This is a genomic window from Lewinella sp. LCG006 (assembly GCF_040784935.1).
Lineage (GTDB): Bacteria > Bacteroidota > Bacteroidia > Chitinophagales > Saprospiraceae > Lewinella.
The window spans coordinates 6,586,390-6,608,663 of sequence record NZ_CP160680.1; the positions used below are offsets into that span (position 1 = coordinate 6,586,390).

The following is a 22,274-nucleotide window of genomic DNA, read 5'->3' on the forward strand; positions in this document are numbered from 1 at the left end:
ATGCGAATTACCTATTTACTGTTTTTGGGTAGCCTCTTTCTTCTGACGAGTGTTCAGAAGGAAGAGGCTGATCCACCCAACATCATCTTCATCATGGTTGACGATCTCGGCTATGCAGACTTGGGCTGTTACGGGCAGCAGGTCATCCAGACGCCACGGATCGATGCGCTGGCGGCGGAAGGTATCCGTTTTACGCAGTGCTATGCCGGGTCTACGGTATGTGCGCCCTCGCGCTCAGTCCTGATTACGGGGCAGCATACCGGACACACCACAGTGCGAGGAAACATGGGCATTGGTGGCGTCATTGGGTTGGGAGGCGCTGCCGGGCGTATTCCCTTGCAAGCGCAAGATACGACCATTGCGGAGCTGTTAAAAACCGCTGGCTATACCACCGGCATGATTGGCAAATGGGGCCTGGGTGAACCCGCAACGACGGGCATGCCCGACCAACAAGGGTTCGATTATTTTTACGGCTACCTCAACCAGCGGCGCGCACATACCTATTTTCCAGATTACGTTTGGCGCAACGACCAGCGGGTAGAATTCCCTGAGAATGAGAACTCGCGGCATAATGATTATATTCAAAACCATTTTCTTGCCGAATCCTTAGACTTCATTGAACGACATCATAAGGAGCCGTTTTTTCTCTATCTGCCCTACACTTTACCCCACGACGAGTATGAGATTGACCATCAGGGACGGTTTGCAGATTCTACGCATTGGACGGAGCCTGAACGCACCTACGCAGCAATGGTCGAACGTATGGATCGGGACGTTGGCAGGGTATTGGATCAGTTGGACAAGTACGGCTTAGCAGAAAACACCATGGTCTTCTTCTGTTCCGACAACGGTGCCGCTCAACGCTGGGACGGGCGCTTTGATAGCTCTGGTCCATTGCGTGGCCGCAAACGGGACCTGTACGAAGGCGGTATCAGGGTACCCATGATCGTTCGTTTCCCCGGACAGATAGCCGCTGGATCTAGCAGTGACCTCCCCTGGACTTTTGCTGATGTATTGCCTACCTTATGTGCTATTGCGAACGTCAAACCACCTGTAAACATTGACGGTAGCAACCTCTGGGGACATTTCATGGGGCAAGTCTCCGAGGCTCCTCTCTATGATCGCACCCTTTACTGGGAATTCCACGAAAGGGGCTTCCAGCAAGCAGTTCGTAAAAGCAATTATAAAGCCATCCGTTTAGGGCCAGACCAGGCGTGGGAGCTTTACAATTTGTACAATGATCCTGGGGAAGAGGAGAATATTGCCGAAAAATTCCCGCTCATCACAAAAGAATTGTCCGGAGAAGCGACGAAGGAGCACGTGCCTTCGCATTTCTTTCCGATACTCCGGGAAGGTGTTCGTCGCAAAGTAGTTTTGATTGGAGATTCCACAGTAAAAAACGGCAGCAAAGACGAAGACCTGTGCGGTTGGGGAGAAGTGTTGACTCCCTTTTTTGATACGACGAAAGTCGAAATCATCAACCAGGCCCGTGGTGGACGCAGCAGTAAAACCTACCTCAAAGAAGGCCTCTGGGCCGAAACCCTGGCGATGGTTGGCGAAGGAGATTTCGTGATCATGCAATTCGGCCATAACGACGGTGGGCCTATTTTTACACAAAAAGAACGCGGTTCGCTACTGGGTACGGGTGAAGGTTTTCAAATCGAGAAGCTATCCTCTACGGACCAAGCCGATACTGTTCACACCTACGGCTGGTATTTGCGGCAGTATATCAGAGACACTAAAGCCAAAGGGGCTATACCCATCGTATGTTCCATGGTACCTCGCAATCGCTGGGTCGATGGTGCCGTCGAGCGAACTGCGGATAGCTACGGCGGATGGGCTGCCCAAGTGGCCCGCGAAGAGCAGACGTATTTTATTGATTTGAATGAAAACGTCGCGGCCATTTACGATACCATTGGGGAGGAGCAGTTGTGGAAGCAATATTTCAAGGAAGACCACACACATACCACCTGCTACGGTGCGGAACTCAACGCCAAAAGTGTTGCCTTGGGTTTGCGAGAACTCCCCTATTGTCCGCTGGCCACGTTTTTGAACTTACCTAAATGAGTCCGCTATGAAGACAACACTGCCCATTACATTGCTGGTGCTGCTTTCTCTAGCCTGTCAGCGACAAGCGGATACCGTCTATCTTTTTTCTTTTTTTAAAAACAATGGACAAGACGGTCTCCACCTTGCTTACAGCAGTGATGGGCTGAACTGGACAGCCTTGAACAACAACCAGTCTTATTTGGCACCCACCGTTGGCGAAGCCAAACTGATGCGTGATCCTTGTATCATTCGAGGTGGCGATGGGCGCTTCCACCTGGTTTGGACCGCTGGCTGGAACGAGAAAGGAATCGGCTACGCGCATTCCGATGACTTAGTAAACTGGTCCGAACAACAGTACCTTCCCGTCATGGAACACGAACCAGAAGCACTTAACTGTTGGGCACCAGAGCTGTTTTACGACGAATCCTCTCAAAGGTACCTGATCTATTGGGCGACGACGATTCCCAATCGCTTTCCCGACACGGATTCTACGGGAGACAAGGGTTATAATCACCGTATTTACGCTACTACGACCGAGGATTTTCAAGCATTTTCGCCGACAGAACTGTTCTACGACCAAGGGTTCAATGTAATTGATGCGATGGTCAAAAAGAGCAGCCAGGAATATGTTCTATTCTTGAAAAACGAGGTCAGATATCCGCAACCAGAAAAAAACATCCGTATCGCCCGCAGCCCCCAACTCACTGAAGATTACGGTGATGCTTCCAGCCCGATTACCCCCGAGGGGGTTTGGGTAGAGGGGCCCACTGCGCTACAAATCAAAGATAGCTGGATCGTTTACTACGATCAATATATCGATCACAGGATGGGTGCTGTGCGCTCTCAAGATTTGGTCAACTGGGAGGATATTTCTGATCAAATACATTTCCCGGACGGGACGCGGCACGGCACCGTCTTTACGGTAAGCAAAAAGGAGTTTGAAAAACTAACCAGCGTACGACCATGAAGCGAAGAGATTTTGTCCACTACAGTGCTTTGGCCATTGGCAGCCTTACTTTTGCTGGTTGTAGAACCTGGAAATCGACCGCTAACAGTTATGTAAAACATCCTTTTCGTGATCGTCTGAAGCCCGTGGGTAGGATGCTGGAAACGGAAGGATACTATGTTTGGGGAGGCAGTCCTATTTATGGTGAGGACGGGCGCGTACACCTCTTCTACTCCCGTTGGCCGGAAGAGTACGGCATGGGAGGCTGGATTCACCAATCGGAAATTGCGCACGCGGTGGCCGACCATCCGGAGGCGCCATTTCGCCACCAGGCAACCATCCTGTCACCGAGGGGAGAAGGTTACTGGGATGGGTCCACCTGCCACAATCCGCATATCAAAAAAGTGGACGGCCGCTACGCTTTGTTCTACATGGGCAACTCCAATCGCAAAACCGACACCAAACGGATCGGCTTAGCCCTTTCCGATTCATTGGAAGGTCCCTGGGTACGTCCCGAAGAGCCCCTTTTGGGTGCTGGTGCGCCAGGCGCCTGGGATGACCATTGTACCACAAACCCTTCCTTCGTCCGCCACCCTAACGGGCAGTATTGGTTGTATTATAAATCCTGGAATACTTTTGAATACGAAAATTACACCGACCCCAAGATCAGGGGTAATCGAAAATACGGCCTGGCCATTGCCGACCGATTAGAGGGGCCTTACGTAAAATACGAAGGAAACCCAGTGCTGAACTATTCAGACCGAGGCAACAATACCCAAGCTGAAGACGGTTTTGTTTGGCAGGAAGATGGGCTTTTTCACATGCTCCTGCGGGACATGGGATTCTTTAATCATCAATATGGCTTGCACTTGACTTCTCCTGATGGGCTTCACTGGTCGGCGCCGGAGATTGCTTATTACGATACAGACCACTATTTCGTCCAGCCTCCAAAGCCCAAGCATCTTTCTAAATATGGTCGCTTTGAACGTCCACAAATTCTGTTCAAAGACGAGCGTCCAGACTATCTTTTTTTGGCCAGTCAGGGTGGTCAATTTATGACTTCCAGCGGTTTTGTTTTTCAGTTAGATGAATGCTACTTTTAAAATGCTCTGAAATCAAACCACAGCTTCATACTTATTCCCTCATCTCCACTTTTGATGCGGATACTCGTAGGCTGACTTTTAGGTCCGTGATGAGGAATGTCTTTGAAAGACCGCATCGCTGGAATTTCGTACATAAAGGAAAGGTTACCTGAAGGAAAATCAGGCTGCGGATGGCTCCCCGGAAGCGCGTACTTAGGTTCATCGGGAGTAAACAGCCGGAGAAATAGCTGCTCAGATTCACTGAAAACGCGCAAGCTATTGCCACCAGCTTGCAAATGCCCCCCCAGAAAGTTGGCATAATAGCCCTTGAACTCCGGATAGATGAGGTTTTCGTAGCTTTCTCCAGTGATGGTCGTGTTGTATGTCTTATCCCACAAACCATAGTTTGTGCCCCTGATCCGGTTCTTCCAGACGTGAAATGGGCCGCGGCCAAAGAGGCGAATGCCTTCAACTCCTTCCTCTGGAAAATCGAAGGTGATGCCAAAACTATTGATCTGATCTTCAAAAAACGCACCGTCGAAACCATTGCTGCGACCGGCGTTTTCCAGGGCGAGCATCTCCATTTTCAGGCGTCCATCCGAGTGCATGGTCCACGTTATCGAATGAATGCCACCGGTGTATTCTACTACACAACCGGCCAGATCATCCTTTTGGAAAGTCGTCACTGCCTTTATTGCCGCCTCCATCCCGATGGGTTGAGGCCCGTTGGTAAGTGGTATTTGCTGTTCCCCATTGTTCACACTCCGAATCACGCCACTATCCTGATCAATAATCACTTCTACTTCTCCCCCCTTTAGGATAATAGAATGCTCCCTCTTCTGAACCGTGGCTCCTACTATTGTTGGTTCTTTGCGAACAAATTTCTCGGCAAAACTTGCGGCTTTATGCAGCGGCCAGGTCCAGGTGTTGAGCAAGCGACCATGCTGATCGGTGGCTTGAATTTCTATCCAATCCCCCGAAAAGAACGCCTCTGACAGCGGGACGTTGATCCGGCGCGTTTCTCCCGGCAGGATAGAAGGTAGATCAATATCTCCAGCCACCACGGTGTCTGTTTTGGCCACTTCGTAAAAAGCGGCATCGCTGGCTCGCAACACGCGGTAATTCATTTTACAGGTATTCAAATCAGTGAACAAGTAAGCGTTACTGATCAGGAAATTGCCGTTAAAAGATGGAGTAATCATGGTGGGAGCAAACTGAATGGGCGACCAAATATCTCGTACCGTATAAAAACTCCCCTCCTTTTCACGATGTGGCCCTAGAATACCATCGGGAGCGAGAGAACCTACCCCGTCGTACTTGCGCTCGCCCGTCCAATCGCTACGCAGCACGGCTTCGTCACAAAAGGCCCACATAAAAGCCCCCGCAAAAAGTGGACTTTCCAGGTACTGCTTCCAGAAATCTTCCAGGCCCGCGCCATGGCCATTGTCATAGGTACCGTGCATGAATTCGGTAGGAAAGAACACGTGTTCCCCGGCCCCAAAACGGTGAACACCGGTTTGATAGGTAGGATAATGATGGGTATCCCAACCATTATAATCCGACCAAGGGTGAATGACAATCCGCTTTTGCGGATCCAGTTCTTCAAAAAGATAATCCAGATCGGTGTTCCATCCACCTTCATTGCCATGGTCCCAAATGATGACAGAAGGGTGATTGACATCCCGCTGCACCATCTCACGGATCAGCTTTTCGCCAAGCTCTGTATCGTAACCATTTTGCCAACCTGCCAGCTCGTCCAATACCATAATACCAAGGGAATCACAAGCATCCAGAAAATGATCATCGGGAGGATAGTGATTGCGCACGGCGTTCATGTTCATGTCTTTCAGTAATTGTACATCCATGAGGCTGATTCGCTTGCTCGTACTCCGACCAGATTCCGGCCAAAAGGTGTGGCGATTGATGCCTTTCATGATGATTTTCACGCCGTTGAGATAGATGCCATCGTCTTTACGAAAATCGAGGGTGCGAAAGCCGATGCGTTTAGTATACCGATGTAGCACCTTTCCGTCTTCTACTACATCAAGTTGCAAATCGTAGAGGTGAGGGGTCTCCGGTGTCCAGGGCTTTACCCCCACCCAGCTTACTTGTATGTTGGGCGTTGATAAGTCATTCCCCAGTTTAATGATTTTTGCAGGAAATGCTTCTTTTGAACTGACGTGTTGAATAGTAGCTATAATATGTGCCGTTGCAGGTACATTTTCCAACACTAAATCAGCTGTCAGTTGCCCATCCATCCGAGCATCGATAGCGGCGTAAGCAATACGCGACATCGGAGCGATTTCCAGCCACACGGGTCGGTAAATACCGCCAAACAGCCACCAGTCCGCCTTGCGTTCAGCTGCATTTACAGAAGCGTTTTCCGAATGTTTAGAGACGTGAACTTCCAAAAGGTTTTCTTTCCCTGGGTAAATCAGTTCCGTTACGTCATACTTGAATTCGTAAAAACCTCCCTGGTGAATGGGCCCAGCAGACTTGCCATTGATCTTTACTTCAGTATCGGTCATCGCTCCACCAAAGACCAGCGTGATATTTTTACCACGCTGGTTTTTGGGAACGGTGAAACGATAGCGATAAAACCCTTCTTCCTGGCTCGGTGCTTCCAGCTCAAGTTCCTTGTACCACCGTCCGTAAGTGTATTCACCAAAACCTGCCAACTCCCATTGTGAGGGTACAGGAATGGTCGTCCACACCTTACTATTCCTTCCTTCAGAACACTTGAATTCCCAGTTAACTGGATGTTCAAAATCTGGACCAGAAAGATATTGTTTGAGAGTCGCTTGTGTAAAAGAAGTACTGGCAATAAATAACAATACCAGTAAGAGATACCACTTAAGCGTAAAATGTAGCATATAGAGACGTTGGATTATTCGTTTTCTTTGCGAAAAAAGCCTCTTTAACAAGACTTAAAAAACAGCTTTTTCTTGCAAAGGATATTACCCTAAAAATAAGGAATAAAATCTACTTTAACCCGAGACAGGATATGTCGGCAAGTCTTCTAAAAACTGATAGGTTTCATTTTCAAAATCAATGGAACAACAGTAAGCCTCCGGGCCGTTGCACACGAGTAAAAAAGGTACCTGAAGTGGCATATTATAGGTGGCGATCTGGCGAAACACAGACTGGCGCAAGACAACGTTTGGTGCTTTGCACTCTACCAATAGCCAGGGGGCCATGTCCTGGTCGAAGATGAGAATATCACAGCGTTTTTGCAAGCCATTAACGCTTAGGCCTCGTTCAATAGCAATCCTGTTTTTATTAACGCCCAAAACGTCCAATAGATAATGGATTAAAAGCTGGCGTACCATTTCTTCGGGTTGTAAAACCAGCCACTTATTGCGGATGGGGTCACGGAGCCAACGTTTTCCTTCCTCCTGCTTTACCTCCAGAAGGTCTTGATAATGGGTGAGATTTAATCGAAGTTGCACCTAGATCATGACATTTTTCAAATAAAAAAGCGTTAAGTGACGGAACCAAAATAACTGATTCCATTTTTGATTCGCTAAAATTTTCTAAGCAAGTGACTAAAAGGAACTTGCGTGAAAATATTCGCGAATCGTTAAAAAAAATGGAATCAGTTATTTCCGTCAAATTACTAAATCTGTTAATCGAATACAATATTGCCTGTGATTTCAGCAAAATCTGACAATTATCGACCAGATGACAGCGTTTAAGTTACACCTTTTCCAATAAGTTGTTGTTTAGCAGGTGAAATTGCTTTACCTTTCGCTGCAAGAAAATACATTTTTTCCATGATGCGCAAAAAAATCCCATTACTACTCGGCCTTTTCATGGTCTTGAGTATCTCGCTGACTGCCGCTCAGATCTTTATCCTTTTTGATCCAGCTTGTATGGATCGGCTGGAATATGATATGACCCGACCAGATGGCAAAGGTGACTACCTCGTTTATCACGTTAACATCCGTTCTGGTGAAAAACTCATTTTAGAGGTAGGTGAGGAAAGCTCCCGTGAGCAAAATTATCTTCCCGAACCCTATTTGTACTGCAACAGCGGCGGCTTTGACCAAAGCCTCATGCGGAGAATCAATGCTAACATTGATGAGGTATACCTGGTTTATCCCCGAAACGATAAAAACTACACAATTTCCAGGGTCGCGACGGCCGCCTACTATGCTAAAAATGGCAATGTACTGAGCTATGATTCGCCTAAGTACAGTTTCCGTTTCGATACTTCTTTTGGCACCATTGGTGAGAACATCGCGGTAAACAACCCCGGCGCCAAGGTGTACTTTGAAGGACGGTTAGAAAATGATTGTACCGGTTCTTATTTGTTCCGCCAGCTTTCTCCTCAATCTGCTTATCCGCTTACCGACTTGGTGGTTACTCCAGAGATTGGTATTATTGAAGAACGCAGTGGTGCCAACGCCTCAGCCGCACTCAACAATACTATTCGCCTGAATAAAGTGAATGGACGATCGGCCGATCGCTACATCCAGGAAGTATGCGGTACAGAACCTGGCTCGCAAAAAGCGGTGATTGGTACCCAACAAGGTGTTCCAACACCTACCAACTACAATGCTGGTAACAGCAGAATCAATCCTCCTGGCAATTTACCTTCTGGGGCAATTCTACCTTCTGGTAATGTCGTAAACAATCCTGGTAATACTGTACCTACGACGAGCACTGGCATTATGACGGAGAGTACTCCAACGCCAAGTGCTGCGACTACACACACCGTAGCTTCGGGGGAAACACTTTACGGTATTTCCCGGAAATACAGTGTTGATGTCGCTGATATTAAAGCCTGGAACAACCTTAGCTCTAATACCATTCGCAGAGGTCAGGTTTTACAAGTTGCTCCAGCTACCGATAACACCGCACCTGATTTGGTAAGTCGGGGATTGGCTAATCGTACTAGTCAGGCAACGACCTTATCTGGTGGTCCTGTTCCTTACGCTCAAACTGGTACCCAGCGTATTATGACCGACAACCAGAATTTACACATTGTGAAACCAGGAGAGACCGTGGCCTCTATAGCTTTGGAATATGGTTACACGAGTAAGAAGTTCCGGGAAATCAACGAATTAGGCGCCAACGACATCGTGAAGGTTGGTCAGCGTTTGAAGACTACCGACTGCGATTGTGCCACTTCTTCTGCCGCTGTCGTTCCCAATCAGGTACCTACGACAGCTACGCCCAACAGCTACAATTCGACAGGTGGCCGTTTGGCACCCAACGACTTGGTGGCGCGTACCCCGGCAGCAGCGAGTACCAATGCCAATGTCATCAATCCAAGTGCTTCTCAGGTAGTAGTGAGAAATAGTGGAGGATTGACGACCTACACTCCTCCTACGGTCCCTGTTACCACTAATCGTAGCCCAGTGAGTGATTACAATGCTATTCCTAACTCCTACGAAACCACCACCGCCAGACGTACAATGTCTAGCATGGAAGGAAGTGGAAGTACGCCTAGGGCTATTGGCAATGCTACTGATTTTGGCAGCCCGGTAGCACCAGCGAGTACCGCTAGTACAAGTCGCCCACAAGCCTATGGCAGCCCTTACCCGTCACCCAATACCCCCATTAGCTATGATGCGGTGAGGACTTCTCCACCAGATAATTACTACCAACCAGCTAGCACACAGCGACGGATACACGTAGTTGCTGCTGGTGAGAGTCTCTATGGAATTGCACGTCGCTACGGTACGACACCTGAGCAACTTCGCAAACTCAACAACCTCGGCCCTAGCGATCCAATTATTGAGTACCAAAATTTATACATTGAGTAGTTCTAGAAAGCTATTCTAAGGCAAAAGAAAGGGATTTCCAGTAGCACCTGGAAGTCCCTTTCTTTTTTACCTTTGCAATTCAAAATAAGCTGATAAACGACTATGATACTTCTCTTCATCTATGCTGGTTTAGCAATCGCCTTCTCTTTTTTTTGTTCTATCTGGGAAGCCGTACTATTGAGCATGCCCGACTCTTATGCAGAAGCACAAGCCGCCACCGGATCGGCAAATGGTAAACTTCTGAAGCAAGTCAAGAAGGAAAAGGACCAACATATCTCTGCTATTCTCTCGCTGAATACCGTTGCCCATACCGTTGGTGCCATCTTGGTAGGAAAGCAAGCGGAAGCTTATTATGGAACGGGAGGTTTCAGTTTTTTCGGTTTGCTCGATATCCCTTTCACTGGCCTTATTGCTGCGCTAATGACCCTGGGGGTACTTATCCTGTCAGAGATCATCCCCAAAACATTGGGTTCCAATAACTGGAAAACCTTCTCTGTTTTTACAGCTAAAAGCCTAAAAATTGTCACGTTTTTAATGACTCCTCTGGTTTGGATGAGTGATTTCATTACCAAAAAGATGAGAGGTAAAGGGCACGGTACAGAGATCAGCAGAGAGGAACTTGCTGCGATGGCACAAATGGGAACCCGGACGGGCGTTTTTCACGCTGGAGAATCTACTATTATTGACAATTTGATGCGATTTCACTTGATTGAAACGCGCTCCATCCTCACGCCCCGGACGGTGGTGAAAGCTGCTAACCAGGAAAAAACCATTCTGGAATTTTATAACGCTAACCCAGAATTGGCTTTCAGCCGTATTCCTATTTTTGAAGGCTCTAAAGATCACATCACCGGCTATGTCTTAAAAGATGTGTTGTTGGACAAACTTGTTAAGCAAGAAGGCGACTTGAAACTAAAGGATATTGCACGCCCCATCACGGTCGTAAAGGAAGACCAAACCATTCAGGATGTATTTAACCACCTCTTGAGCACCAAAGAACAAATAGCCCTGGTGGTGGGTCAGTTTGGGGGTATGTCGGGAATTGTCACTTTCGAAGATGTCATCGAAACCCTCCTGGGATTAGAGATCGTTGATGAATTGGACAGTACGGAAGACATGCAGCACCTTGCACGCCAAAATTGGGAAAAGAGAGCCCAAGACCTAGGGATCATCAAACCAGAGGACCCCAAGCAATAAAAAAACTATTCAGGCTGAAAATCGAGGTAAAGAATTCTCTTGTCCACCTTGCCGGGGAGTGGCCCAAAGTGTTGCAGCTTTATTTCCGCCATACGGCGCCCCGCCAAAGCACACTGATAAAGGTTGAACCCATCGAGGTAGGCACATAAGAACCCCGACCAAAAGGCATCGCCCGCGCCAGTAGTATCGACCACCTCTATGGGGCGAGCAAGCACGAAATGCTGTCCTTCTTCATTGCTTACAAAACAGCCTTTCTCTCCCAAGGTTATGCAGACTGTTCTTGCTCCCAAACCGTGTAAAAACTGGGCTGCTTCAGCTGGTTGATCAATGGGATGACCGTAGAGCCTTTCCCAGTCCACATCACTGAACTTCACCATGGCCCCGTAGCTGCAATAAGCAGCAACAATCTCTTGGGCTTCCGCTAAATCCGGCCATATTTTCGATGCGTAGTTGGCATCAATACTCAACTGTCCGCCTGCTTCGGCAACTTTGCTGGCTGCCTCCAGGATAGCACCACGGGCAGGTTCTTTACTCAGTGCAAAGCAGGTGGTATGAAAAACTTTCAACGCCTTTAAAACATCATCTGGGAGTTGCTCCTTCGAAATTTGGCAATCTGCCAGGCGATAAGCTTCGAAATTGGATACCTGCCGAGATTTCGTCACCAATACAAGTGTAGTAGGATAAGGTACCTGATGCACGCCAGTGGTATCTAAAGCGAGATCCTTGACAAATTTGTGCAAATAATCTCCCATGTCATCGTTCCCTACACTGGCCACTAAAGCCGCAGGTTGCCCCAAACGCCCAAGGTTGCTCGCCATATTCGCAGGGCTGCCACCAGCAATACGCTCGAACGTAGTCACATCATCTAGCGTTTCCGCATAGGAAGTACTAATTAAATCAATCAATAACTCGCCTACGGCTAACACAGAAGGATAATTTGTCTCTTTCATATTCAATCCCAAACTCTTAGTAATCAGCAATGCGGTGAAAATAACTACTTTTAGTATTATTGCAAGACAAAATATAGCGAGATCACCGAAGTGCGTAAATAATGGCAAAAAAGAAAAAAAAACAGCTCCCTTTTGATCCTTCCCCTCTTTTGGTGGCGAATACCAAGACGGAAACCAGTCATCGCTATCCGGATGTCTACCAGACCAAGCAAATCAATCAGGTCACTAAGTACCAAAAAATTGATGACAATACCCTGGAAATAACCACTGAGGGAGAAATAAAACTACGCATCGAGCTATGGTCGGATAGCATTTGGAGAGTTCGTTATGCCGTGGAAAAATTCAGCAGCCAACCTTCCTACGCACTGCACCCGGAGCGAAACCCTGCTGCTGTTGACTTTTTGGTAAAAGAGAGTAAAACGCACCTTTTTATCGAATCAGCTGAGGTAGGTTGCCGGATTCTTAAGGAGAATTGCCAGATTTCTTTCTATACCAAAGACGATGGAGGTGTCATCCTGGAGGAGCAGGAGCCTTACCTCCAAAGGTCCACCATCCTCAACGGTACGGATCACCTGCGGGTAAGTTTTAAAGCACCCAAAGAGGAGATCTTTTATGGCCTGGGTGATAAAACCTGGGACCTCAACTTACGGGGCCGCCATTTCGACAATTGGAACAGTGATGCATTTGGTTACCATAAAGAAAAAGACCCTCTCTACCGCACCATACCGTTTTACTACGGCTTACAAAACAACCAGGCCTACGGTATTTTTTTGCACAACACCTGGCGAACACACTTTGATTTTGCCTCGCAGAAAGACAATACGGTTCGCCTGTGGGCGGAAGGAGGTGAAATGGATTACTTCTTCATTTATGGGCCACATCTGAACCAGGTTGCACAATCGTACCATCAGCTTACCGGCACACCGGAGTTGCCCCCACTTTGGGCGCTTGGTTTTCACCAGTGTCGTTGGAGTTATTACCCCGAAGCCAGGGTAAGAAAGCTGGCCGATACCTTCCGTGAACTGCGAATACCCTGCGATGCCATCTACCTCGACATTGACTACATGGATGGCTATCGGTGTTTTACCTGGAACCAGGAATACTTTCCGCAACCGGGAAAAATGATTCGAGATATTGCAGAACAGGGTTTTCAGACGGTCGTGATGATAGACCCAGGTATTCGGGTAGATAACAACTACCCCGTTTACCAGGAAGGTGTAGAAAAAGACTACTTCTGCCGGCGAGTCAATGGCGAACTCATGCGCGGGCCCGTTTGGCCCTCCGATTGTGTTTGGCCCGACTACACCCGCGCGGATGTCCGCGAATGGTGGGGCGAACTTTACCGGGAACTGTACGAGGAAGACAGCATCAGTGGCTTCTGGAACGACATGAATGAACCCGCTGTCTTCAAAGTCAACAGCCTTACTTTTCCCGATCATGTCATGCACGGCAACGACGGCCATCCAACGGACCACAAACCGGTACACAATATTTACGGTCAGCAAATGTCACGCGGCACCTACGAAGGGCTGAAGGCGATCAAACCTGAGAAACGACCCTTTGTACTTACGAGAGCTTCCTTCTCCGGCGGCCAGCGCTACGCTGCAATCTGGACAGGTGACAACGTTGCCAGTTGGGAACACCTGGAATTGGCCAATCGCCAGTGCCAACGACTAAGTATCTCCGGTTTTTCGCTGGTAGGTACTGATATAGGAGGATTTGTCAATCAACCCGAGCCTGAACTGCTCATTCGCTGGTTGCAACTTGGCGTTTTCCATCCCGTATTTCGTGTTCACTCCATGGGTAACAACATTGATGGTGCCGCCGAAGCCGATGCCGACTCCATCAAGGAAGCCGAAGCTACGCTACGCCTGGATCAGGAACCCTGGGTTTTCGGGGAGCCCTACACCAGTCAAGCTCGGCGCGCCATTGAGTTTCGCTATCGTCTCCTCCCCTATTTGTATACCAGTGTTTACCAAAATGTAAGCTTAGGAACGCCTGTTTTGAGGAGCTTGGCTTTCGTCGATCAGGCCGATATAAAAGCACAAAAAAGGGAAAATGAGTTTTTGTTTGGCGAACATCTTTTGGTGAGTCCGGTTGTAAAACCCGGCGTAAAATCACATACCACCTACCTCCCAAGTGGTGATTGGGTAAACTACTATAATGGAAATCATTACGTAGGACCACGTAATCACCGCCAAGCAGTGGATGTAGATGCCATCCCCCTTTATGTGCGTGGCGGAGCAATCATCCCCAATTACCCTGTTCAACAATACGTTTACGAACTAAATATCAACACCGTGGAACTTAGAGCCTATTACGGAAAAGACCAAGTAGAGAGCAGCTTTTACCAGGACGCTGGCGAAGGCTATGAATATGAAAAAGGTCAGTACCGCCAGCACAAATTCACGACATCCGCTGGGACCAACAGCTTCCAGATCACCCAAAAGATAGAAGGCCAATACAAGGGCGATTTAGAAGCTTTTGAGATCAAATTATTTGGCCTCCCCTTCGAGCCACAGCAGCTGTTCATTGACGGCGTTGCTATTCAAATCATTGATAAAGAAGGAGATGCTTACGTGATAGTAGCTCCTGCTGATTTTGAAACGGTGGAGGTGAAAGGGTGATTTTTATCGTAAATATTTTATCTTTATCTGTAAGATATATATTTCATCACTTTGGGTATAACTGAATAGTCGTAATTCCTCTTGAAGTCCGGCTTGTGTTTTGTTTCACCTTCTAGCTCTCTACAAATGAAAAAGTATTTCACGCTCTTGTTAATTTTCATTTTTACTTCCTTTTCTTTAAAGGCCCAATATGAGTTATATGATTTAGAAGACAAGAATCTCTATGCCCAGACCGCTATCAGGACTAGTGATGAAGGTTTACTTTTGATATCAACCATCTCTTGTTATACCCCTGGATCAACTACTATTGAAGGCTGTACAACGGCCCTGTACGCTACCAAAGTAAATGCGATTGGAGACACCCTATGGAACACCCAGTTACCGAATTACTTCCTTACTGTGGTTCCATTCATTAAAGCTTTCGAAAACGCAGATGGTACTTTCACCCTTTTTAGTAACAAACCTGATAACACAATCTGCAACGGCGTTTTCGGGTTTCCACCTGCCTACAACTGGTACCGAACAGAAGTATTTAACCTAGATGAAACGGGGCAATTATTAAATAGATTTCAATTCCCTGATGAATGCAGTCTTTCTACGAAGGAAATTGAACAGCTACCTAACGGAAATTTCATTGCTACCAGTAATTATTCTGAATACGTAGGATCTACTGGAGCATACTACGAAGGAAGAATAACGATAATGAATAAGAACGGCGACATTCTTCATGAATACACCACTCCATTCATTTCACTAAATAATAGTCAAATCCTTAATTCGGAAGATGATTTTATCAGCGTTCTATATAAAAGTACCGACGGTAAATTAGCCCTGAGCAACTTTGATGGCAACTTAAATTTGCTTTCAACGCAGATGTCTGAAAATGATCTCCCTTTCTGTAATGGGCTAACAAATTGTGCTATTCTTGAAGCCTATCAAAACGATGAAGGAGAAATTACTACAATCGCAAAAAAGTATGGTGGCCAACTTGAAACCCACGTACTGACAAAACTCTCATCAACACTTACCATAGAGCAGCAAAGCATCTACGAATTCGAGCGAGCAAGTACCTATTTATTTTTGGATAATCAGAATATTCTGATAGGAGAAGGAATTAGGGTTTTCAGTACCTATCAAGAAATTGTCATAAAGAGAATTGATACGGAATTACAGGTTGTAGATTCCGTTTCTATTACGGATGATAAAGATATTCGTTTGGCCACCATTCTTCCTACCGCCACGGAAGAACTTCAACTATTTGGAACCTATGATTGCTGTAATTCCATAGAATCGCCAGCAAAGTTATTTATCCTTGCGGAAGATTTTTTATCTCCAACTATTATATTCTCAAAGGAGGAAATACCGGTTACACTTTATCCTAACCCGACCAGTGAAGGTGAATTACAAGTAGTGTTCAGCACCCAACAAGTTCAGGGTTACCAGTATCAAATTTACGACGCTCTAGGGAGAAGCCTAGAATCTGGTGAACTGCCCAATGCCTTCAATACACTTGACATAACTGCATTATCTGCAGGTATTTATGCAATGGTACTTTTTAAAGAAGATCAATTGATAATGACACAAAAGTTTATTGTAAGGTAATCGTAGGAAAAATGAATATTTTAGGATTTACTCCTTCCCCCTATCCAATCCTTCCTTGTACGCCGCCAGGCAGCGCTCACGCGCCATCTTGTGGTCAACGATTGGTTCGGGGTATGCTGCGGTGCCGTATTCTGGGACCCAGCGTTTGATGTAGACTTTTTCTTTATCAAATTTCTCCATCTGACTGGTGGGGTTGAAGATGCGGAAATAGGGCGCAGCATCTGTACCTGAGCCTGCGGCCCATTGCCAACCACCATTGTTGGAAGCCAGGTCAAAATCCAATAGTTTTTCGGCAAAATAAGCTTCACCCCAGCGCCAGTCGATCAACAAGTGCTTGGTAAGGAAGCTGGCAGTAATCATCCGCACGCGATTGTGCATAAAGCCAGTAGCATTCAGCTCCCGCATCCCGGCATCGACGATGGGATAGCCCGTTTCGCCTTTGCACCAAGCAGCAAATTCCTCCTCGTTATTGCGCCATTCGATGAAGTCATATTCGGGCCGGAAACTTTTTCCGGCAACGTGTGGAAAATTGGCTAAAATCTGTGCGTAAAAATCTCGCCAGATCAACTCATTGAGAAAAGTCTCATTGAGCTGGCTAGCACGGCGTGCTTTCTCCCGGATGGAGATGGTGCCAAACCGAAAATGAATACCCAATCGGCTGGTAGCTTCCAAGGCAGGGTAATCGCGCTTTTCATCATACTGCTTGATCAAGCCCCGACTAACCGTCTTAGGCGGAATTTCCGTATTGGTGGCATGAAAATCCATTTCCGATAAAGTCGGGAAAGAAAACGCTTGATCTGTTTGGTGAAAATTAGAAAAATATTTTTCTGTAGGATAAGGTTTGAAGTAATAAGAAAGTTTGATCTCCTGACCATCCTCCTCCAAGGTCGCTTCCCGCTCGTCCAGCTTGGCTTTCCAACTTTTGCTATAGGGCGTAAATACGGTGTAAATACCACCGGCCTTCGTCAGGATCTCTTCTTCTTCAAAAATGACGTGATCTTTGTAGGTATGAAATGGAAGCTGCTGTTCCTGTAAAAGGTGACCTATCTTTTCGTCCCGCTCCCGAGCGTAAGGCTCGTAATCACGGTTGGTGTAAACGGCTTTCACCTCGAATTGCTTCAAAATTTCTGGCCATGCCTCTTCCGGTGTACTGTATTTCACTAAAAGATCACTGCCCAGCTCCTGCAATTTTTCTTTGATCTCCTTCAAGGTCTGATGGATAAACTCAACGCGGGCATCCGCACGATTAGATAATTTATCCAAGATGTGGCGATCAAAAATAAAGAGCGGAAGCACTGGCCATTCCCCTTTGAGTGCTTCATAAAGCGCCGCGTTGTCTTCCAAACGTAAATCGCGACGAAACCAAAATATAGAAATACCTTTACTCATGGCTTTGTAACAGCAAGAAGCAAGCTTAGTTCAGGAAATATTTTACTTTTGAAGGGTATATTTCTTCACTAATCTGTGATTACCAAAATGAGTACCAATTACGTTTTACTAATTGCTTTCCTCTTCACCGCTTTTGCGTGTAGCCCCCCCGAACCAAAAGATGAATTGACGCTAATGGAAGAAAGCTTCTACCAGCAGCCCGATAAAGACAAGGGGCTAGCACTGGTTGCAGCTTACGAAGCCAAGCTGGACACCATGAAAGGAGCTACAGCTGATGAAAAGATTAACCTGCTGAGCAAGACAGCTACCGTTTATTTCCGGCTAGGTTCCCACGAAGGCTTACAATCAAATTTTGCCCGCCTTTTGCAGGAATTCAACAATGAGCCCAAAGCTACGAAAGCTACTCAAAATGTACTGGACACCTTGCTGTACAGTATCACCGACCCAACTACCCAACGCTTAGTACCCAACGTGGCCAAGCAATACATCGCATTGACGGAAATTTACGCGAAAGCGAAACCCGATGCCCCTGAAAGCCCGGAACAATTGTACAAAGCCGGCGAAATTGCGCGCTCCATCGGTGCTTATCAGCAAGCGTTGAGCATCTATGCTACCATTGAAGGGTTCTTCCCGCAGTACGAAAAAGCACCTAAGGCGCTCTTCATGCAAGGATTCACTTACGCAGAAGACCTTGGTGACGAAGAAAAGGCCAGGGAGTTTTACGAAGCATTCATCGCCAAATATCCCAACGATGATTTTGTGGATGATGCGCAAATATTATTAGAAACTTTAGGAAAATCGGATGAAGAAATCTTCCAACAATTGGAGAATAAAAAATAGCATTTGCCTTCTCGTAGGTTGTAGCGTTTTGTCGGTCTTGTACGGACAAAACGCTACCGACAATTGGCAACATGTGCTCCCTGTTGATACGACGATTCAGCAGGGGGTCCTTGCCAATGGTCTCAACTATTTCATCCGGCCCAACAACGAACCCCGCCAAAGGGCAGAACTGCGGTTGATCATCAAAGCGGGTTCTCTTCAAGAAGAGGAAGACCAGTTGGGAGTAGCTCACTTTGTAGAGCACATGGCCTTTAATGGTACAGCAAAATTTGCCCAAAATACTCTCATTGATTTTATCGAACGCAATGGTTCCCGCTTTGGTGCCGACCTCAACGCCTATACTTCGTTCGCCGAAACTGTCTATCAGCTTCAGGTGCAGACTGACAGCTTAGCCTTGGTGGATACCGCGCTTCAGGTCCTCGCGGAGTGGAGCAACAAGGTGACTTTTGATCCCGAAGAAGTAGACAAAGAGCGCGGTGTCATCATCTCCGAATGGCGCAGCAGTCTAAGCTCTAGCCAACGCTTGCAAATGCAGGCTTACCAAACGTTGTTGGCCGGCTCACGCTATGCTCAACGCTTACCCATTGGGAGCCCTGAACTGATCGACACTGTTCCTGCGCAGCGCCTGATCGACTTTTACCAACGCTGGTACCAACCTGAAAACATGGCGATTGTGGTGGTTGGTGATGTAAATGCAGCTTGGGTGGAGAAAAAAATTGAAGCTTATTTTTCTACTTTAAGCAACCAAAACTTCCAAAAAGCAACACCTTACCCACTCAACACTACACCCACAAGACGCTACCTTTTGGCTACCGATGAAGAGGCTGCTTTTACGCGCTGGGAGATTACCTTCCAACTAGAACCGCAAAAAAATGACCTCAGTCTGGGGACGCTCAATTACCAACTACAACGTTCTCTCTTTGGCAGTTTGCTCAACAAACGACTGGCCAAACTCAAAGAAACGGCGATTCCTCCTTTCACTTTTGCCTACTCAGGTTTTGCCGCTCTACCGGGCAACTACCATAGCTACCGCCTCAGTGCGCTAGGAACCGCAGACAAAACCGAAGAAGCCCTGCGGACGGTCATGGAGGAAACACGGCGGGTGATTATACATGGTTTTAGTGAGCAAGAACTGGCTATTGAAAAAAAGGCCATACTTGAGCAGTATGAACAGATGGTCAAAGAATTGGATAAACGCAGCAGCAGTAGTATTGCCAGTGGTATAAAAAATGCCTTTCTCGAAGGCATCAGCATGGTAGATTTAAACGCACTACCCGCAGTGGTAGCAGATTGTCTGGATAATATTTCCTCCGTAGCATTGCAGGAATTGGCCGAAAAAGCTCTGGCTGCTGAGGTACAGAATATCATTATTACGACCAATTCCGAGTTGGCGCCTACCCTACCAGACAGTGCCGCTTTTTATCAATTGCTGGATAAATTATTGGTCATAGAGCCCGATGCATTGGAGGAAACTGGCACTCAAGGCCCCTTGTTTGCAGCCTCGCTACCCTCACAAAATGCCCAAGCGCTTGATCGCGATACTACGCTCCAAATTAGCAGTTTCGAATTGTCCAACGGCGTGAAAATCTTCTTGAAACCGACTGATTTCAAAAACGATGAAATCCGGTTCATGGGTTTTAGTCCGGGAGGCATTGATCTTTATGAAGACGAGGATTACCCCAGTGCCCGTCATGCCCTTTCTATTCTGGATCAATCGGGACTGGACACTTTTCGCGAAAGCGAATTGTTGCAACTGCTCAGCGATCGCCGGGTGAGTGTGAATCCCTACGTGGGTAGTCTTGAAGAAGGCATTTCCGGTAGCAGTAACCAGGAAGATATCGAGACGATGTTTCAATTGATCTATCTCTATTTCACTCGCCCACGGTTTGATAGTCTGGCTTTGGCGGCCTACCAGAAGCGTCAAATCGACATCTATGATCGACTGGATGAAGACCCACGTACAGCTTTTGGCCGTATGGTCATTGATAAAAAATACGACTATCATCTCCGTCGGCCCAGTTTTTCGATAGATGAGTTTGCGGCCATTGACTTGTCTCGCGCCGAATCCATTTATCGCGAACGTTTTGCCAATGCCGCAGATTTTTGCTTTGTCTTTGTCGGCAATTTCGCACCTGATAGCTTACTTGATCTAGCAACTCGTTATTTGGGCAACTTACCCGCCAACAAGCAAGACAGTGAGCAATGGCAAGATCGTGGACTCCGACTCAGCAATACCCCAATAGACACCACCGTCATCGCCGGGCAAACCCCCAAAGCAGAAGTCATTCTGGAGTGGCACGGCGAATTCCCCTACGAAGATCGTGAGACCCGACTGCATTTCTCCGCCTTGCGCGAGCTACTGTCTTTCCGCCTGCGCGAAAAACTGCGCGAAGAAATGGGTGGTGTCTACGGTGTGAGAGTAAACATGAGAATGCAGCCCATTCCTGATGCACTCCACCACACCTCCATCCGTTTCAATGCCGCTCCCGAAGAAGTAGACAGCCTGATTGCCAAGGTTTACGAAGAAATCAACGCCCTCGCAGCGGGTGATATCCGCTTGGGCGACCTCGAAAAAATCAAAGCCAGCAGGGCAAAATCCTACGAAGAGGCCATCCGTAGCAACGGCTTCTGGCTCGGGCAAATCGCCCAATGTATCCGCATGAAATATGATTTTGAGCGGCTTTACCCCGACTATTACCAACAGCAATTAGATTTGCTGGACGCTGGCAAATTTGGTGCTATTGCGCAGCAGTATTTGTTGGGGGCTACGCATTTTAAGTTTGTGTTGTTGCCCACGACGTAGGTACAACCGACGCCGAACGGAGTAGCATAGACGCATAATGCCCAGTAGGCGCCAGAACGCAACCGACCGAAGGTGTATCTCTAAAAACATCCATTCTAACCTTCTATTTATGTCAATCCAAAAGATTATTTCCACAAAATCAAACCTTGTAACTGAATTACTTCAAAACATCGCAATTGAAGAGGATTGGGCTAAAATAGAACAATTCACCATCGCTTTAATTGACAACTTTAAAGATCCGAGAATACTACCTGGCCTAGTGGAGAAAATCAATACTCTGCCCTTCGACGAGGCTAATGCTTTTCTTGTATATGCATGTGGAGAGTATTCCTTGGAAGACTGTAAGGTCTTTTTTGACCTTTGGATTGAATTAGTCGCAATGGGAGATTTCCATACGGCATCGAATGCTGGATTTATTTTGGCTAATCTTCCTGAGCCATTTGATTTTAATGAAAGACAGTTAGACCAGGCAGAAAACAAGTTGATGCTTGCGCTTAGCAAACCTGTAACAGAGGAAAAGGCTTTGGTAATAAAAGAGGTACTGGAACTGCTGAAATAAATTAGGGCCCGTTAAACGAATTATTTTTAATCAAAAACGTTTATCTTTATATAAATTCAAACTTATCCAACCAAGCCGAAGATCATGGGCGTTGATGTGATGAAGCAGCAGTTAATTGAGCGCATCCAGAATGGGGACGAACTACTTATCCGGGTGATATTCGCAGTGAGTGAGGCTTTGGAGGAAGATATCAGCCAAGAAGAAGTTCTGACTATCCTACCGCCTGCGGGGTCACGTATTACAATGAAAGAACTCATTGCTGAAATCGAGGAAGCAGATGCAGAAATCGACCGTGGGGAATTCCTGACTTCTGAAGAACTGGAAAAGGAAATGGAACAGTGGTAGATAAGCTTTTTAAAGTAGTCTTCTCCTGAAACTCTAAGAAGCAATTAAGGGTAACCTGTAAGCGAAAGCCCAACTCACACATTATTTAACCTGATAAAACGTTATATTTAGGAT

The 22,274-nt window shown here is 46.9% G+C and carries 15 protein-coding genes; 11 read left to right on the forward strand and 4 right to left on the reverse strand.

The genetic code is table 11. From position 1 onward, the window contains the following. The 3 genes from AB0L18_RS24060 to AB0L18_RS24070 are packed head-to-tail and all read left to right on the forward strand — an operon-like array spanning window position 1 to window position 4,098. Entirely contained in the window at window positions 1-2,067 is a 2,067-nt protein-coding gene (locus AB0L18_RS24060) for a sulfatase-like hydrolase/transferase (RefSeq protein ID WP_367389874.1), read from the forward strand. 7 nt (window positions 2,068-2,074) lie between these two features. Further along, window positions 2,075-3,016 (forward strand): glycoside hydrolase family 43 protein, encoded by a 942-nt coding sequence (locus AB0L18_RS24065; RefSeq protein WP_367389875.1) that lies wholly within the window; start codon window positions 2,075-2,077, stop codon window positions 3,014-3,016. After that, complete coding sequence (locus AB0L18_RS24070; protein WP_367389876.1) at window positions 3,013-4,098, forward strand: glycoside hydrolase family protein; 1,086 nt, start codon at window positions 3,013-3,015, stop codon at window positions 4,096-4,098. Before AB0L18_RS24065 ends, AB0L18_RS24070 begins: the two co-directional genes overlap by 4 nt. Here AB0L18_RS24070 and AB0L18_RS24075 read toward each other — a convergent pair. Beyond that, complete coding sequence (locus tag AB0L18_RS24075; protein WP_367389877.1) at window positions 4,095-6,950, reverse strand: glycoside hydrolase family 2 TIM barrel-domain containing protein; 2,856 nt, start codon at window positions 6,948-6,950, stop codon at window positions 4,095-4,097. The genes AB0L18_RS24070 and AB0L18_RS24075 overlap by 4 nt on opposite strands. A 114-nt stretch (window positions 6,951-7,064) precedes the next feature. Beyond that, window positions 7,065-7,526 (reverse strand): type I restriction enzyme HsdR N-terminal domain-containing protein, encoded by a 462-nt coding sequence (locus tag AB0L18_RS24080; protein WP_367389878.1) that lies wholly within the window; start codon window positions 7,524-7,526, stop codon window positions 7,065-7,067. A gap of 324 nt (window positions 7,527-7,850) precedes the next feature. Here AB0L18_RS24080 and AB0L18_RS24085 point away from each other — a divergent pair, with 324 nt between their 5' ends. Both AB0L18_RS24085 and AB0L18_RS24090 read left to right on the forward strand, forming a co-directional pair. Next, the gene (locus AB0L18_RS24085; protein ID WP_367389879.1) at window positions 7,851-9,848 is read left to right on the forward strand and encodes a LysM peptidoglycan-binding domain-containing protein; all 1,998 of its coding nucleotides are present in this window, start codon (window positions 7,851-7,853) and stop codon (window positions 9,846-9,848) included. 102 nt (window positions 9,849-9,950) lie between these two features. After that, entirely contained in the window at window positions 9,951-11,045 is a 1,095-nt protein-coding gene (locus tag AB0L18_RS24090) for a CNNM domain-containing protein (protein WP_367389880.1), read from the forward strand. A gap of 5 nt (window positions 11,046-11,050) precedes the next feature. On the opposite strand, the gene AB0L18_RS24095 is transcribed toward AB0L18_RS24090, so the two are convergent. Then, window positions 11,051-11,995 (reverse strand): carbohydrate kinase family protein, encoded by a 945-nt coding sequence (locus AB0L18_RS24095; protein WP_367389881.1) that lies wholly within the window; start codon window positions 11,993-11,995, stop codon window positions 11,051-11,053. A gap of 101 nt (window positions 11,996-12,096) precedes the next feature. On the opposite strand from AB0L18_RS24095, the gene AB0L18_RS24100 reads away from it, so the two are divergent. Further along, window positions 12,097-14,622 (forward strand): glycoside hydrolase family 31 protein, encoded by a 2,526-nt coding sequence (locus AB0L18_RS24100; RefSeq protein WP_367389882.1) that lies wholly within the window; start codon window positions 12,097-12,099, stop codon window positions 14,620-14,622. A 126-nt stretch (window positions 14,623-14,748) separates the two neighbouring features. Further along, on the forward strand, window positions 14,749-16,224 hold the full coding sequence (locus AB0L18_RS24105; protein ID WP_367389883.1) for a T9SS type A sorting domain-containing protein: 1,476 nt from the start codon (window positions 14,749-14,751) through the stop codon (window positions 16,222-16,224). Between the two features lie 27 nt (window positions 16,225-16,251). Here the strand turns inward: AB0L18_RS24105 and AB0L18_RS24110 are convergent, their stop codons facing one another. Next, a complete protein-coding gene (locus AB0L18_RS24110; RefSeq protein WP_367389884.1) occupies window positions 16,252-17,613 on the reverse strand; it encodes a deoxyribodipyrimidine photo-lyase in 1,362 nt (453 codons plus the stop codon). 87 nt (window positions 17,614-17,700) lie between these two features. On the opposite strand from AB0L18_RS24110, the gene AB0L18_RS24115 reads away from it, so the two are divergent. The 4 genes from AB0L18_RS24115 (at window position 17,701) to AB0L18_RS24130 (ending at window position 22,160) form a co-directional block, all read left to right on the forward strand. After that, window positions 17,701-18,453 carry a tol-pal system YbgF family protein gene (locus AB0L18_RS24115; protein WP_367389885.1) on the forward strand — a complete coding sequence of 251 codons (753 nt, stop codon included), beginning with the start codon at window positions 17,701-17,703 and terminating at the stop codon, window positions 18,451-18,453. After that, window positions 18,416-21,256, forward strand: a complete 2,841-nt coding sequence (locus AB0L18_RS24120) for a M16 family metallopeptidase (protein WP_367389886.1) — start codon at window positions 18,416-18,418, stop codon at window positions 21,254-21,256. Before AB0L18_RS24115 ends, AB0L18_RS24120 begins: the two co-directional genes overlap by 38 nt. A 109-nt stretch (window positions 21,257-21,365) precedes the next feature. Then, window positions 21,366-21,815: a hypothetical protein gene (locus AB0L18_RS24125; protein ID WP_367389887.1), complete on the forward strand. Its 450-nt coding sequence runs from the start codon at window positions 21,366-21,368 to the stop codon at window positions 21,813-21,815. Between the two features lie 84 nt (window positions 21,816-21,899). Further along, window positions 21,900-22,160 carry a hypothetical protein gene (locus AB0L18_RS24130; RefSeq protein WP_367389888.1) on the forward strand — a complete coding sequence of 87 codons (261 nt, stop codon included), beginning with the start codon at window positions 21,900-21,902 and terminating at the stop codon, window positions 22,158-22,160. Window positions 22,161-22,274 lie beyond the last annotated feature (114 nt).

Coding starts and splice junctions, on each gene's coding strand:
- AB0L18_RS24090 (WP_367389880.1), top strand. CDS start 9,951: ATGATACTTCTCTTCATCTATGCTGGTTTAGCAATCGCCTTCTCTTTT.
- AB0L18_RS24125 (WP_367389887.1), top strand. CDS start 21,366: ATGTCAATCCAAAAGATTATTTCCACAAAATCAAACCTTGTAACTGAA.
- AB0L18_RS24075 (WP_367389877.1), bottom strand. CDS start 6,950: ATGCTACATTTTACGCTTAAGTGGTATCTCTTACTGGTATTGTTATTT.
- AB0L18_RS24110 (WP_367389884.1), bottom strand. CDS start 17,613: ATGAGTAAAGGTATTTCTATATTTTGGTTTCGTCGCGATTTACGTTTG.
- AB0L18_RS24130 (WP_367389888.1), top strand. CDS start 21,900: ATGGGCGTTGATGTGATGAAGCAGCAGTTAATTGAGCGCATCCAGAAT.
- AB0L18_RS24085 (WP_367389879.1), top strand. CDS start 7,851: ATGATGCGCAAAAAAATCCCATTACTACTCGGCCTTTTCATGGTCTTG.
- AB0L18_RS24065 (WP_367389875.1), top strand. CDS start 2,075: ATGAAGACAACACTGCCCATTACATTGCTGGTGCTGCTTTCTCTAGCC.
- AB0L18_RS24105 (WP_367389883.1), top strand. CDS start 14,749: ATGAAAAAGTATTTCACGCTCTTGTTAATTTTCATTTTTACTTCCTTT.
- AB0L18_RS24100 (WP_367389882.1), top strand. CDS start 12,097: ATGGCAAAAAAGAAAAAAAAACAGCTCCCTTTTGATCCTTCCCCTCTT.
- AB0L18_RS24120 (WP_367389886.1), top strand. CDS start 18,416: ATGAAGAAATCTTCCAACAATTGGAGAATAAAAAATAGCATTTGCCTT.
- AB0L18_RS24060 (WP_367389874.1), top strand. CDS start 1: ATGCGAATTACCTATTTACTGTTTTTGGGTAGCCTCTTTCTTCTGACG.
- AB0L18_RS24070 (WP_367389876.1), top strand. CDS start 3,013: ATGAAGCGAAGAGATTTTGTCCACTACAGTGCTTTGGCCATTGGCAGC.
- AB0L18_RS24095 (WP_367389881.1), bottom strand. CDS start 11,995: ATGAAAGAGACAAATTATCCTTCTGTGTTAGCCGTAGGCGAGTTATTG.
- AB0L18_RS24115 (WP_367389885.1), top strand. CDS start 17,701: ATGAGTACCAATTACGTTTTACTAATTGCTTTCCTCTTCACCGCTTTT.